We start from the raw sequence: 14,382 nt of genomic DNA, 5'->3' as shown, positions 1-14,382 counted from the left end.
TCATGATATTTGTAGAGTCAGGCAATCGAAACGCCGCAACTTCTATTCATTCCGTCCTTCTTGCTATGAGCTTCTCCGATGCATTCAGCCGGGTGCCGCGCTTTCTGCGCAGCTTCTACTTCCTGGCCGGTCTGGGTTTTCTGGTCTGGATGTTCGTGTTCGATGCCAACGACTTCGTGAAGCAGTACGACATGTACGCCAAATGGCAGGAGCTACGCACGGACAAGGAGTACTACCTGCGCGAAATCGACAAGGTGAAAAAAGACCGGGCGGAACTGCTCAGCAGCCCGGAACTTCTGGAAAAGTTTGCCCGGGAAAAGTACATTATGAAGCGCCCTGGCGAAGACGTATTCGTGCTGGTGCCACAGGAAAAGCAAGACTAGGCCCCCTTTGCTTGTGGCGTGGTAGTTGCCCTCCGTGCTGGATGATTGTATTTCGAAAAAGCGCTGCATGGCTGATCGTACTAGGGCTGTTCTCGTTCGGGCCTCTACTGGCACGACCGGTGCAAACGCCCGCCTCACAAATACAGGTGGCCCGGCAGTTTCTGCTGGCCGTGGCCCGTGGCGAATGGGCAGTGGCCTACGGCTGTTTGGCGCCTGAAGTACGGCAAGGCCTATCCGTGCAGCAATTTCGCGTGGCCGCCGATCCGCTTTATCAGCAGGCGAAGCAGTTTGGGCCTACCATTAGCCTGTATAAGCTAGGCTACCGCCTCCGCGATACGCAAAAGCCACAGCCATTTGTAGCGTTTTCTTTCAAAGCAGATACGGTGCAGGCATATCCACACTTCCAGCTTGACGTTACCTTCCGCGACTCTACAGCCCGGCAAATACTAGGCTTCGGCTTAGTGCCGCTGGTAGCGCCACCGAAGTAAATTGTAGCTTTCTAGGCCACCTCTTCTAATGACAAGGCCCTTTCCAAATTGCTGGGAAGGGCCTTGTGGTGTAGAGGAAGCAACTCGTTAGATGGCAGGGTCAGCTGGCGTATTGGGGTTGTTGACGCGCTCTTGCTGCGGATATGGGTAGAAATTGCGGGTGCGCTCAGTGAGCGTAGTCGGTGGGGCCGGCCGGCCAAAGCGGCGGCTGTCGTCCAGGCGTAGGCCACTCAGGAACAGCTCGGCGCTCCGTTGCTTGTACACTTCCAGCAGCAGGGCATCTACCGTTTGCGGGCCCGAATAAGCGGGTAGGGCAGCATACACGCCAAATGGGTCGCCGGTAGTTTGGGTGCGCACGGCATTGATGTCGGTGAGGGCTGCCGCAATATTGGGCGTAGCGGCCCGCAGGTTCGCCTCTGCCCGAATCAGGCGCATTTCGTCGGGCAGGTAGGCTGGAATGGGGCTGGTCTGGCTGGTGAAGAAGCCAGCGAGGCTGCGGATGTTATCTGTGCTACCGTTGTTGTTGTCTGCTACTACGGGGCCAGTCAGGTAAAACGCCAAGCGGCCGTCGCCGGACTCTACGAGGCTAGCAGGCAGGCCAAACCGGTCGCGGGGGCGGAAGTTGGTGCCGGGCAGAATAGTGAACTGGTAGACCGGATTTGGGTTTTGCGTGGAATAAGTGAAAGCCGAACGCACTGTCAGGTTCACCAGGTTGGCAGCAGCCAAGGCAGCTGTGTAGTTGCCGGCCATCAGGTTGAAGCGGGCCCTGTAGGCCTGTACCGTATTCGGTAGGTTAAAATCGGGCCCTATTACCTGCGTGTTAAATTCTGCAGAAGGTGGGGTAGTGGCCAACTCCTGGGCCGCCAAATCAAGCAGGCGAATAGCTTCCTGCAAAAGCTGTTGCCGCGGCACAAATGTGGGCGCTGCTTCGGCGCTTAGCGGCCCCTGCTCAAAGCCCAGTGCCACGCCGGCCAGGGCCGCCGCTTTAAACAAGTAGGCATGGGACAGTACACCGCTGCGGGCCGCAGCATCAGCCGAAAATACTATGGGAGCGGCCGCAATCAGTTGGTCTGCAATGAGCACAACCCGGTAATTGCGAGCGAACAGGGCCGAGGTATTCGCGTTGCTGGGGGAAAGCTGCGCCCCACCTTGCTCCAACTCGGTGATATTGAAAAAAGTGGTAATGCCTTTTACCTCCCGGCTGGTGGTGCCAGTAGTCAGGATGATGGGCTCCAGGGCTGCCGTAGAGTAAATTTGGCGTAGGCCTACACTCAAGGCAAAAAGACCTTCACGCGTGGTGAGCGTTTGCGCGTCGGTGGCAGCGTTAGGGTTAGCAAGTTCTAGGTCGCAAGCAGCGGTGCCCAGCAGCAGCCCTCCGAGCAGTAAGGCGGCCAGCAGGCGACGTGGCCTAGGTAGAAAGTGACGCATATCGGTAGAAAAGCAAAGTCAGAGAATTAGTTAAAACGACGCGTTGAAGCCCACCGACACGGAGCGGGGGATGGGCACCTCCACGAAGTCAAAGCCACGTACGGCATTGCTCTGGCCGGCGGCACTTACTTCGGGGTCGTAGCCGCTGTAGTCGGTAATCACCCACAGGTTGCGGCCGGCCACGGAAAAGCGCAGGTCCCGCATGCCCAGAAATTTGGGCTTGAGCAGGTAACTGATGGAGGCTTCACGCAGCTTGATGAAAGAACCATCTTCAATCCACCGATCGAAGGTGTTGTAAGTGGCCACGCTGGTACCCTTCGGTACGTCGCCGCGCAGCTCTGGCTCATACTGAGCTAGGCCTCCGAAAATATCACGGCTGCCCACGCGCTGGGTGAAGTTGAACACGTCGAAATCCTGCTGGGTATCAAACTGCACCCGTAAGGAAAGGCGGCCATTGAGCAAGCCCACCTCGTTGATGAGCGAGGCCACGTAGCGCGGGTTCGGGTCGCCGAGCACGCCGTTCAGTAGCGCGCCCGAGGGCTGGCCATCGGCGGCCCGCTGCGGCGTGTTGGCGGCCCCGAAGGTGCCTTGTACGCCTCGTTCGCGCTGGGGTAGGCCGCCCGGTGTGAGCAACAGAGACCCATCGGGGTTGCGGGCCGAGTAAGTGCCGTAGTAAGTGCCCAGCGGATAACCCTCAACTCCCGCCACCAGTCCGAACCCGTTGGGGAAAGTCACGACCCCGCCTGGAATGTTGGTGATGCGGTTCTTATTATGCGTAAACGTGCCCGTAATGTTCCAGGTAACGGCCTCCGATTTTACGGCCGTAGCGCGCACCAGCAGTTCTACGCCCCGGTTGCGCATGTTGCCAATATTATCGAAACGGTTGAGAAAGCCCGAGCTGAAGTTCAGGTCGCGCTGCAGCAGCAGGTCCTGCACCCGCTTATTATAGTAAGAAAACTCAATGCCTATCCGGTCGTTGAGCAAACTCAGATCGGTACCGAATTCAAACTCTTTCTGGCGCTCCGGCTTCAGGTTGTTGTTGCCTTGCAGGGTAGAGGTGCCCAGGCCCGGCAGCGTCCCCTGAATCAAGGGGTTGAAGTTGGTGAAGCGCTGGTAAGAGCCAATGGCCGTGAGGTTGCCGGCTTCGCCGTAGGAAGCGCGCAGCTTGAACTGCGGAATGAGGCGGGCTAGGCCACCTTCCTTCCAGAAATTCTCCTCCGATACCACGTAGGAGCCGCTGAGCTTGGGGTAAAACTGCGTGCGGTTGTTTGCGCCGTACACCGAGGCGGCATCCACGCGAGCGGCTGCAGTCAGGAACAGCCGGTTATAGAACCCAAACGTCTGCTGGATAAAGGCGCCCTGAATGGTACGCTCCGTGCGCTCTTCCCCGGCTACTGTCGTGCCATTGATGACTTCTACCACCGGCGCCAGATTGATGGACTGAATACCGGTAGAAAGGGCCCGCTCATACTGCAGTGTGCCGCCGGCCGTGGTAGTGCTGGCCAGCCACTCCGTAAAATCGCGCTTGTAGCTGAAGGTCAGGTCATTGTTGACAAGGAAGGAGGTGCGGTCGGCGCGGCGGGCTAGGCCAGTGGTATAGGTCGGCGCCGTGCTGTTGGTCGGGATGAAGCCGGTAGCTACCTGGGTGCTGGCGTCATAGCCCAGCACATAGTCGATGGTGAAGCCGGCGAAGGGCGTTAGGTTCAGCTGCGCATCGCCGATGAAGCGGGAGGTGCGCTGGCGGAAGTTGAAGCGGTTGATGGCCTCTAGGGGGTTCGTGCGCGCAATGTTCAGCGCGGTGCTGGGGTAGCGGCCGGTAATGGGGTCGGGGCTGGGGTCAATGAAGTTGTTAGAGAAGATAAAGCCCGTGAGGGCGCCATAGGCCTCATTGATGCCGCCGTTCGGCACTTCCCGGCTTTGGCTCAGCGAATAGTTGGTACCTACGCTCAGGCTGGCTTTCGAGCCTAGCGTTTGCTGTAGCCGCAGCCGGCCGCCCCCGCGGTTGAAATCGGTGCTCTTGACAATACCCTGGTTATTGAAATAGTTGCCAGAGGCAAAATACTTAGTGCCCGTACTGCCGCCCGTCACCGATACGTAGTTATCCGTGCCGATTGCGGTGCGGAAAATATCCTTTTGGTAGTCGTAGCGCTGCACCGGCACTTGGCTCAAATCAGTGGCAATCGTGTTGGTGAAGCGGAAGGGATACTGGTTGTAGTCTAGGGTTTTACGGATTTGGGAGGTCAAGAACTGCGACGATACCGTGACCTGAGGCTTACCTTCCTTGCCGCGCTTCGTGAAAATCTGCACTACCCCGTTGGATGCCCGCGACCCATAGATAGCCGCCGCTGCCGCCCCCTTAATCACCTCAATCCGGTCAATATCGTTGGGGCTGATATCAACGAGGCGGTTTTGGGCGTAGCCGCCCAAGTCGAGCAGCTGAGGCGAGTCGTTGTTAATGATAACCCCGTCGATTATGTAGAGTGGGTCGGAGGAGCCCGCCACGGTGCTAGGCCCACGCAGGCGCACCGAAATGCCGCCGGCCGGATTTCCCGAGTTCTGGGTAATCTGCACTCCCGCAAACTTACCCTGCAACGCCTGATCAATCTGGGTGGGCACCGTCGTGCGTAGTTGTTCTCCCGAAACGGTGGCAATGGTATTGCCGAGCTGCTTCTTGCTGGTGGCCACAGAAGTGCCCGTCACTACGATATCATTGAGCTGAACCAGATCTTCGTTCAAGGTCACGTCCGGAACCGTGACGGTGGTTTCCGTGCCTAATGTCACTCTCCGCCGCACGGGGCTGTAGCCCACCGAGCTGATTTCCAGCTGGTAGTTGCCGGGTGCCAGGCTGGATGTCACCTCAAAGCGGCCCTCTACATCGGAGCTGGCCCCCAGCACCGTGTTGAGCAGGCGCACCGTAGCGCCTGGCAGCGGTTCAGAGCGAGCATCCAGTACGCGGCCCCGAATGGTGTAGCGGGTATTCTGCGCTGCGGCTGGCAGCACCAGTCCAAGCAAAAGCAGGAGCAGAGCTAGCCGCCAAGTCCAATGACTCTGGCGCCCGGCAGGAGGGTAGGCGTGTGGCATAGGGAGAGAGTTACGGTGAAAAAGAACGGCTTGCTACTGGCCTAGAAAAGCCGGCAGCAAGCCATTAAACATAGTAAAAAGAAGGATTAATTGTGCTTTATAATGTAAGTCTTATCCAGGAAAAGAAATTTTGCCCATACTCACGGCCGGCACCCGTTGCCGACCGGCACCTATACTCACGGGCTGGCCGGCTACAGCTTCATTGGCTAGCAGCGCAAACAGAATGGCCTCCTTGGCATCGGGCAGCACGCCCAGCACGTCGGTAGTAGCAAATCGGCAGGCTGGGAGATGCCGCCGCAAGGCTGACTGTAATGCCGGGTTATGGGCACCGCCTCCACTGGCATACACGGCCAGCGCGGGCTTAGAGCCAAACACTTGCTTGGCTGCCTGCGCTACCCCGTGGGCGCTCAGCTCCGTGAGAGTCGCCAGCGTATCTTCCAGCCCTAGGCCAGTGGTGCCGGTGCGTTCCTGCGCCTGTTGCAGATAAGCGGGGCCAAATAGCTCCGGGCCGGTGGTTTTAGGCAGCGTGGCCGCGAAGAATGGGTGGCCTAGCAACTCGTTCAACAGTCCCTCATGTACCTGGCCTAGGCTGGCTAAGCGCCCGTCCTCATCGTAGGCCAGTTCGGGACGGTGGGCACGCACGGTGGCATCAAGCAGGGTATTGCCGGGGCCCGTATCGGTGCTGAAGGCGGTGCTGGCATCCTGGCCAGCGCGGGGCAGGTAGGTGAAGTTGGCAATACCGCCGAGGTTGAGCAACAGGCGTTCTTCCTCGGCGCTGCTGAGGAGAAGGTAGTCGCCGTAAGCGGCCAGCGGGGCCCCTTCACCGCCAGCGGCAATGTGCTTCTGCCGAAAGTCGCTGAGCGTAATGATGCCGGTGCGCACCGCCACCTGGTCTCCGTCGCCGATTTGCAGGGTGGCATTCAACGGAAAGTCAGGGTTCTGGTGCTGATGCTGGGGCGCGTGGTACACCGTTTGGCCGTGACTGGCTACCAGGTCTACTTCCTGCGGGGAAATATGCCACTTTAGCAGGCATTGCAGAATCATATCGGCGTGCAACTGGCCTAGCCACGGGTTCAGCAGCGTCAGGTATTCCAGGCTCACCTGCGGCCGCGCAAACACCTGCCGAATGCGGTAGCGCACATCTTCATCGTAGGCCACTGTCGCAAACTGCTCTAGCTCCAGCCGCGTATTGGTGCCGTGCCCATGCAGGCGGCACAGCGCCACATCCAGCCCATCCAGGGAAGTGCCAGACATGAGCCCAATAATGCGCCGACTTGGCTGCTGAGCAATTTTATACAAGCGGGCGAGGTGCTGGTTCATATGTGAAGCATTGATTTGTGCCGTTTACTACTGGGTTCCCTAGCCTAAAATATATTTTGTACCACTTATTACTAAATCGGGGCTTGGTAGGGGCATAGCAGAACGTAAAGAAAGCAAAAGGGCTCTACCAGCATGCGGTAGAGCCCTTCCGTATAAACGCGCTATAGTGAGTGGCTGTGTAGCCTTTTGCTCACTTGTTATCAATTATTCGATCTTCTTACCGGCCATAGCCTGGCTGATGCTGATGTTCATCACACGCTCAGCAAACGGACGAGTCAGTTCTTCCAGTTCATCCACCGCCTTCAGAATGGTGTCCTTATCCTGCGTGGCAAGCGCAGCCTTAAGTTTTTCCACGCCGGCATTGGTTTGGGTAGTTTCCTCAGAAGTGAGGTGCTGGCCGTTTTTGCTCACGAAGCGCTCTACTTGGTAAAGCATCTGCTCGGCCACGGTGCGGGCCTCAATTACCATGCGGGCCGCAATATCCTCGCGGGCGTGGGTCATCGAGTCCATCAGCATCTGCTCCACCTGCTCATCGGTGAGGCCATACTGCGGCTTGATTTCCACGGCCTGGCGCGTATTAGAGCGTAGCTCGATAGCTTCTACTTTCAGGATGCCGTCGGCGTTCAGGATAAAATTCACGTCTACCTTCGGAAGGCCAGCCGGCATAGCCGGAATGCCGCGCAGGTCGAACTCGGCCAGTTTGCGGTTTTCCTTCACCAAATCCCGTTCACCCTGGTACACCGATATCTTCAGGTTCACCTGTCCATCTACCGAGGTAGTGTATTGGCGGCCGGCTTTGGTCGGGATTTTGGAGTTGCGCGGGATGATGGGGTCCATCAGGCCACCCAGCGTTTCGATGCCTAGCGTCAGGGGCGTTACGTCGAGCAGCAGCACGTCGCGGCGGTTGCCGGCCAAGATGTCGGCCTGGATGGCTGCACCCAGGGCCACCACTTCGTCGGGGTTCAGGGAATTGTTGGCCGGCTGCTGGAAGAACTCCGAAACAGAATCGTACACCAGCGGCACGCGGGTAGAGCCGCCTACGAGCAGCACGGCATTCAGGTCTTGTGGCGTCAGTTTGGCATCGGCCAGGGCCTGCCGGCACGATACCAAGGTGCGCTCCACCAAGGGCCCTACCAGCTCATTGAACTTGGCCTTAGTGAGCGGCAGCGTAGTGCCGCCAAACTCCGCCGAAAAATCTTCATTCTGGCTCAGGTGCTTCTTAGCTGACTCGGCCAGCAGCCGCAACTCCTGCTGAGCGCCACCATTATTGAACAGCACTGTGGAGAGCTGGTATTCGCCGCTCCAATAGTCGATGATGGCGCGGTCAATATCATCACCGCCGAGGTAAGTGTCACCGTTGGTGCTCAGTACTTCAAAAATGCCCTGCTGAATCCGCAGAATGCTTACGTCAAAAGTGCCGCCTCCCAGGTCGTACACGGCCACAGTTTTCTCCTCATCCGGCGAAAGACCAATGCCGTAGGCCAGTGCCGCGGCGGTAGGCTCATTCACAATGCGCAAAACCTCCAGGCCAGCCAAGCGGCCGGCATCGCGGGTGGCTTGGCGCTGGGAATCATTAAAGTAAGCCGGCACCGTAATCACGGCCTTGTTCACGGGCGTTTTGAGGGCGTGCTCGGCGCGGGTGCGCAGCTCCTTCAGGATCTCCGCCGATAGCTCGATAGGAGAGTAGAACTTATCACCGACCCGGATTTTCACTAGGCTTTCGGAGTTGTCGTCGATGACCTTATAGCCCAAATCAGCCGCGTGCTGGCCTAGGTCCTGGTACGACTTGCCCAACAGGCGCTTCACAGAATAAATTGTGTTCTGTGGGTCGGTGAGCAGGTAGCTCTTGGCATCGGTGCCCACAATAGGGTCTTCGCCACCCTGCGGAAAGTGCACCACCGAAGGCACGATGGTACCGCGTCCCTGGTCATTGATGGCCAGCGGCTGGCGGGTGTCGGGGTGGATGTAGGCCACCAGGGAGTTGGTGGTGCCCAGGTCGATACCAACGATGATTTCTTCCTGTTGCAGGCTCCCGGTAGAAAGATTAATTGCGACTTTGGCCATAGGTGAGCGGCGCGCAATAGCACGCGGAATAAGCGAAATGAGGGGCGAAAAAAGCTACAACAGCCAACCCGCCCGGAAAGCACAAAAGTAGCGAAGAAAACGGCCTGCCGGGCGGTGGGTTTCGAGCGGCCTAGGCCTATCGGGCCTGGGTGTTCCTGTCCGTCGCCTCCTTTCCTACAACACCTAAGCTGCTTTCTAGGCCACTCTGATGCCTTGCATCGGCAATCCGGAGTCAGCAGGCTTGTATTCGGACAGGCAAATCCGGACTTTCGGGCAGAATCGTGTTGCGCGCTATGAACCCACTGCTCCGTTTGCTACCCGCTAGGCCTGTACAGTGGGCCGCTACCCTTAGCCTGTTATGCCTCTTGCCAGCCTGCCAGACTTCAGTAGGCGAAACTACTGCAGGAACTGCCGCTGCCACAAAAGCCTATAGCACCTCGGCAATAGCCCCCGATTCTGTTGCTACTGCGTCTTCAGACTCGTTGCAGCCTGTGCCTGTTGCGTTGCTGCCCAATGTTCCTGGTGCCGTGCATCAGCAAATCCAGGAGCTCTACAGCGCTTTCGGTGCAGAGGCTACTGGCCTACGGCTAGCTGTATTCGAGCGGGCCTGCATCGGCTACCTGAATCTGCGCAAAGCCGGCCGCCTGAGCCAACCCGGTATCCTGGCCGTTGCCGATATGGACATGCCTTCTTCTGAAAAACGCTTGTGGGTGCTGGATCTGAAGGCCGGTAAAGTCCTGCATCGGAGCCATGTGGCGCATGGGCGTGGTTCCGGCAAGCTGCGCGCGGAGCGCTTTTCCAACGTAATGAAATCGGCCTGCACCGCCATGGGGTTCTACCGCACACAGGATACCTACCACGGCAAGCATGGCCTCTCGCGCCGGTTGCGTGGCCTGGATGTAGGCCAGAACGACAATGCCCTGCGCCGCTATGTGGTGCTACACGCCGCTGACTACGTGAGCCAACAATACCTGCAGCGCTATGGACAAGCAGGGTACAGCCGCGGCTGCCCTGCCTTGCCACCTGATAAGTACCGCGCCATTATTGAGACAGTAGGAGAAGGAGGATGCCTATACTTGAGCGGTCCAAGCGTTGTGTCTAAATGGTTAGATACAACCATAGCCGCTGAGCAGCTTGCTGCGCACGGGTGGCACTAATGTGCTGAGCTCAACAATAAATAGTAGCATTCCGATGTATTATAGATTATTCTCTTGTTCGAGCAAACCACTTACTAGCTATTACCCGTATATAGTACCATTTTATAATATCATAACTAAATGATAATCAAGTAGTTAACTTTTTTAATTAATACTATTAAATAAAATATTGAAATAATTATAATTCATCTAATGTATGTTCACAGCGAAGAAGTATTACTTCACCGTGTGAATTATACAGTTCAGCTAAAAAAACTGGAATATTTAGGGTCTGGGAAGCGGAGGAATTAGCTTTGATAATCAATATGGGAAGTGATATTACCAAAACGAGTCTTACTCAAACAATTTTTGGTAAAGGACTGTATTACTCCAAAATAGCAATATACAGTCTTTAAACCTGCTTTTTGGTGGGCTCAATAGATTTTAGAAGTGCCCTTTTGTAGGATGATTGTTTCAGCAAGAATAAAAGTTCAATTATTTATTCCCGTTTTGAAACAAACAATCGACACAGTTGTATTTATGACCCAACCGTTGTAAAAATCCGGGTTGGTTCACGGGAAGCTAGCTATAGCTAACCAGTGAAAAGTACCAGTTTCACCCGAAACAACTCCTTCATTTCTCTCAACTAGACCATCAGCCTGATGGCCTGTGTAGCACCTGTGTGCCTTTGCTGAAGCACAAGGGTTCTATTATCTAAACCACCGCTCAATGATTAAAGCCTTTACCCGCCTGTGCGCCTTATTGAGTATTCTGTTAAGCAGTTGTGCCTATGAAAAGGCCGACGAAATAGCTACTCCCAAGGTGGTATGCACCACACCCAGTGTGGTTTCCTATAGTATTTCCATTTCGCCTATTCTGGACCGGAACTGCCGAAGCTGCCACAATCCGGCCCTGCTGACCGGAGGCGTAAACCTGGAAGATTTTGCTGTCATCAAGCAGCACGTAAACTCAGGTGTGCTGATGGGTAACGTGAAGCACCTGCCCGGCTACATGCCCATGCCGCAAAACGCCGCCAAGCTTTCAGACTGCGATATTGACCTGTTGCAGAAGTGGGTAGATGCTGGCGCGCCCAATAATTAATAGGGCCATGCGCAGTTTGTATCACTACGTACGCCTGCTGTTTTGTGTACTGCTGGTTCTGGGCGGAGGGGGCATTTCCTCGGGGCAGGCCCAAGGCAAGTACATGACCCAGAAGGGCCTGGTGAGTTTCTTCTCTACCAGCATCATCGAGGACATTGAGGCGCATACGGAGCAGGCCGCCGCCGTCCTCGACCTGCAAACTCAGCAGCTGGCCTTCAGTATTCCCATCAAGTCGTTCCAGTTCAAGCGCAGCCTCATGCAGGAGCACTTCAACGAGAACTACATGGAGTCAGACCGCTTTGCGAAATCTACTTTCAAGGGCCATATACTGGATTTTGATGCCAGTGCGCTGGCAAAAGGGCTTCCGCAGCGCATAACCGTGGAAGGCGACCTGACCATTCATGGTGTAACCAAGCACGTAACCGTAACGGGGGGCCTAGAACAGCAAAAAGGAACACTGCTGGTAAACGCCTATTTCAGCGTAGCTCCCGCCGATTACAATATTGAGATTCCGCTGCTGGTGCGGGAAAATATTGCCAAGACCGTCGGCATCAAAGTAGCCATAAGCTGCGACCCGGTTTCGCAGCTGACCATCAATAAATAAGCTTTCTACAGATCTGCTGGCTTCGGAGCGCCCGAGGCTGTTCCCTCTCTTGCTTTCACTCGTTTCTATGCCCTTTACTTTTCCTCCATGTTCGGGCCGGTTGGCCCTTTTGCTCAGTACCCTTTTAGCCCTGTGGTCGGCACCGGCGCAGGCCCAGGACGATCTACTAGGCCAGTTGGAAAGCCAGGCGCCCAAAGAAGCGCCGGCGCAGGTGGCAGCCACCTTCAAAAGCACGCGCCTGATTAACGGGCACACCGTAGAAACGCCCGGCCAGGGCACCATGGTGTTCCTGATTTCGCACCGGTTCGGTACCCTCAACAGTGGGGCGTATAACTTCTTTGGTCTCGACCAGGCCAGCATTCGCCTAGGCCTAGAGTATGCCCTCACCGATCAGCTGGAAATAGGCATCGGGCGCAGCTCGCTGGAAAAAACGCTGGATGGCTTCGCGAAATACCGGGCCGTGCGCCAAAGCTCGGGGCCTGGCGCCATGCCAATCAGCGTGACGCTGTTTGCCAGCTCGGCCCTCACCACGCTGCGCTACAATGATAACGTAGACTATACAGTGCCGCGCCGCCTCAACTTCACGTATCAGGCCCTGCTGGCCCGCAAATTCAGCTCCGATCTGTCGTTGCAGCTCATGCCTACGCTGATCCACCGCAACTTGGTGGCTACCAAAACCGACCCGAACGATGTGTATGCCATCGGGTTCGGCGGCCGCCAGAAGCTCTCCAAGCGCACCTCGCTGAATGCCGAATACTACTATCTGCTGCCGGGCTCTAGGCCTACCGGGGTGCGCAATGCGCTGGCCCTGGGCTTTGATATTGAGACGGGCGGCCACGTGTTTCAGCTGCACGTCACCAACTCGCAGGGCATGATTGAGAAGTTCTTCGTGGCCAACACGCGTGGCAACTTCTTCGATGGCGACATCTACTTCGGCTTCAATGTGAACCGCAATTTCACCGTGCGCCCCAAAGAAGGCTTCCGCAAATAATTCTATATCAACCCACTTTCACACACACCACAGTATGAACCTGAAAATTACTGCATTGGCTTTGCTCCTGATGGGCTCCGCCTCTTTCTCCGCCTGCAAAAAGGACGATGACAACAAACCGGCCGCGTCCAATACGGTACAGCTGAAGGCTACCATCAACGCGCAGCAGGAAGTACCCACCAACAACTCCACCGCTACCGGCGCCATGACCGGCAGCTACGACAAAACCACGCGTGTCCTAACCTACACCGTTACTTACCAGGGCATCACCCCACTGGCTGGCCATATTCACCAGGCAGCACCCGGTGTTAATGGCGGCGTAATTGTGCCATTTGCCAGCGTGGCTTCTTCGCCTATTACGGGCACGGCTACTCTTTCAGAGGCTGATGGTGCCAAGCTGCTGGCCGGCGAAACGTACGTGAACTTCCACACGCAGGCTAACAAGGACGGCGAAATCCGGGGCAACATCTCGGTTCAGTAGGCCTAGGCCACTCCTGAGCGCTTTCTCGTCTGACTACAGAGGTATTTTTCTGCCTGACTAAGTGGGCAGCCTGGAAAGTGTGTGTCTCTTTCTAGCGAACTATGAAAAAAGGCAAGAGAATCATCCGGGTAAGCCTGGTGGTACTATGCGTCTTACTGCTATGGGGAAGCTGGGAAAATCCTAACCTGCACGAATATGCCCGCCCGGTAACTATGCTGCAGCTACAGGTAGAAGGTCTGCAAGATCCCAAGCAGAGTGCTACTGCTCAGCAACAGGTAGCTGCCATGGAAGGCGTAGCCGCCTGCGTTATCAATGTTAAAACGCAGGTGGCTACCGTGCTTTTCCACGAAGCCGATATATCGGAGCAGGACATAGAACGGGTACTATCCGTGGGCGGGACTTTCAAAGTGACTCGCCCGGTAATGGTGGCGCGCGTTCCTACTGGCCGCGGGTGCCCGGTGCCGGCCAGCTACCTGGAAATGCTGGAGCGCATTCGCTTCGCATTTAATCTGCGGCGGCTCTTCATTACGGTCTGATCAGCTTATCACGGCCACCTGATTGCAGTAACTGTCCGTTAGCTTCCTCTAGGTTATTCTTCCCTTCACTCAGTACTTTATGCAATTACCTCAACTCAAATTTGCCGTCGCGTTGCTCTTGGGCGGTACCTTATTATGTACATCAGCCTGCGGGTCCAAGGAAACCGACCCGGCGACGCCTACCTTATATGAGCGGATGGGCGAACTAAAAGGTATAGAAGGATTCGTGGACGTGCTGATGGCCAATGTGGCCGCCGAAACGGCCGTGCAGAACTCTTCCATGCTACGCACACACAGCCCGCTGCTCAACGACCCCGACAAACCCGCCCGCCTGGCTCGCCTGCGCAACAACTTCATCAATCAAATGGGGGAAGCCACTGGCGGCCCATTGAAGTATACCGGTCTCTCCATGCTTTCGGCTCATAAAGGCATGATGATTACCGAAAAAGAATGGTCAGTGTGGCGCCAGGCCGCCGATGCTTCTATGGAGACCAATAAGCTGGGCGCCAAAGAAAGGGCCGAGCTTGCTACCATCTTAGATGAGATGAAAGCTGCCACGGTAGGCCACTAGGCCACCCCGCATTTTTACTGGAAAAGCTCCGCTGCTTAAGCAGCGGAGCTTTTTGTTTTGGGTACTACAAAGTGGCCTAGCAGCCAGTGGTGCTTACGGTTTCGAAACAATTGGGAATCAAAATTCTAGCAACTTATAGAGAGGAGAATATATTTTTTAGATACTATTTCATCAGATAATACGGATAAGTAAATTTTG

General features: G+C 56.1%; 13 protein-coding genes. 9 read left to right on the top strand and 4 right to left on the bottom strand.

Annotation, left to right across the window (positions count from 1 at the left end):
* Positions 1 to 65 precede the first annotated feature (65 nt).
* Both CFT68_RS14440 and CFT68_RS14435 read left to right on the top strand, forming a co-directional pair.
* On the top strand, positions 66 to 383 hold the full coding sequence (locus tag CFT68_RS14440) for an FtsB family cell division protein (protein ID WP_088844256.1): 318 nt from the start codon (positions 66 to 68) through the stop codon (positions 381 to 383).
* Positions 384 to 502: 119 nt separating this feature from the next.
* Entirely contained in the window at positions 503 to 871 is a 369-nt protein-coding gene (locus CFT68_RS14435; protein WP_141106576.1) for a hypothetical protein, read from the top strand.
* A gap of 87 nt (positions 872 to 958) precedes the next feature.
* Here the strand turns inward: CFT68_RS14435 and CFT68_RS14430 are convergent, their stop codons facing one another.
* The 4 genes from CFT68_RS14430 to hscA form a co-directional block, all read right to left on the bottom strand.
* On the bottom strand, positions 959 to 2,299 hold the full coding sequence (locus CFT68_RS14430) for a RagB/SusD family nutrient uptake outer membrane protein (protein WP_141106575.1): 1,341 nt from the start codon (positions 2,297 to 2,299) through the stop codon (positions 959 to 961).
* Between the two features lie 30 nt (positions 2,300 to 2,329).
* Complete coding sequence (locus CFT68_RS14425) at positions 2,330 to 5,299, bottom strand: SusC/RagA family TonB-linked outer membrane protein (protein ID WP_245815401.1); 2,970 nt, start codon at positions 5,297 to 5,299, stop codon at positions 2,330 to 2,332.
* Between the two features lie 192 nt (positions 5,300 to 5,491).
* A complete protein-coding gene (locus CFT68_RS14420) occupies positions 5,492 to 6,700 on the bottom strand; it encodes an anhydro-N-acetylmuramic acid kinase (protein ID WP_088844253.1) in 1,209 nt (402 codons plus the stop codon).
* A gap of 204 nt (positions 6,701 to 6,904) precedes the next feature.
* Positions 6,905 to 8,764 (bottom strand): Fe-S protein assembly chaperone HscA, encoded by a 1,860-nt coding sequence (hscA, locus tag CFT68_RS14415; protein WP_088844252.1) that lies wholly within the window; start codon positions 8,762 to 8,764, stop codon positions 6,905 to 6,907.
* A gap of 293 nt (positions 8,765 to 9,057) precedes the next feature.
* On the opposite strand from hscA, the gene CFT68_RS14410 reads away from it, so the two are divergent.
* The 7 genes from CFT68_RS14410 to CFT68_RS14380 all read left to right on the top strand — a co-directional run bounded on the left by CFT68_RS14410 (position 9,058) and on the right by CFT68_RS14380 (position 14,184).
* Entirely contained in the window at positions 9,058 to 9,921 is an 864-nt protein-coding gene (locus tag CFT68_RS14410; RefSeq protein WP_088844251.1) for a murein L,D-transpeptidase catalytic domain family protein, read from the top strand.
* A 708-nt stretch (positions 9,922 to 10,629) separates the two neighbouring features.
* Positions 10,630 to 11,001, top strand: a complete 372-nt coding sequence (locus tag CFT68_RS14405) for a metal ABC transporter substrate-binding protein (protein WP_088844250.1) — start codon at positions 10,630 to 10,632, stop codon at positions 10,999 to 11,001.
* Positions 11,002 to 11,008: 7 nt separating this feature from the next.
* Positions 11,009 to 11,605, top strand: a complete 597-nt coding sequence (locus tag CFT68_RS14400) for a YceI family protein (protein ID WP_245815400.1) — start codon at positions 11,009 to 11,011, stop codon at positions 11,603 to 11,605.
* A 67-nt stretch (positions 11,606 to 11,672) separates the two neighbouring features.
* On the top strand, positions 11,673 to 12,596 hold the full coding sequence (locus CFT68_RS14395) for a DUF5777 family beta-barrel protein (protein ID WP_088844249.1): 924 nt from the start codon (positions 11,673 to 11,675) through the stop codon (positions 12,594 to 12,596).
* A 34-nt stretch (positions 12,597 to 12,630) separates the two neighbouring features.
* Positions 12,631 to 13,077, top strand: coding sequence for a CHRD domain-containing protein (locus CFT68_RS14390; RefSeq protein ID WP_088844248.1), 447 nt, complete (start codon positions 12,631 to 12,633; stop codon positions 13,075 to 13,077).
* 101 nt (positions 13,078 to 13,178) lie between these two features.
* Positions 13,179 to 13,613, top strand: coding sequence for a heavy-metal-associated domain-containing protein (locus tag CFT68_RS14385; RefSeq protein WP_088844247.1), 435 nt, complete (start codon positions 13,179 to 13,181; stop codon positions 13,611 to 13,613).
* Between the two features lie 79 nt (positions 13,614 to 13,692).
* Complete coding sequence (locus CFT68_RS14380) at positions 13,693 to 14,184, top strand: globin domain-containing protein (protein ID WP_141106574.1); 492 nt, start codon at positions 13,693 to 13,695, stop codon at positions 14,182 to 14,184.
* Positions 14,185 to 14,382 lie beyond the last annotated feature (198 nt).

Origin of the sequence: Hymenobacter gelipurpurascens (assembly GCF_900187375.1) — a bacterium.
Taxonomy (GTDB): domain Bacteria; phylum Bacteroidota; class Bacteroidia; order Cytophagales; family Hymenobacteraceae; genus Hymenobacter; species Hymenobacter gelipurpurascens.
The sequence above is the reverse complement of the archived record's forward strand: the minus strand, read 5'-3'. Positions and strand labels throughout refer to the sequence as shown.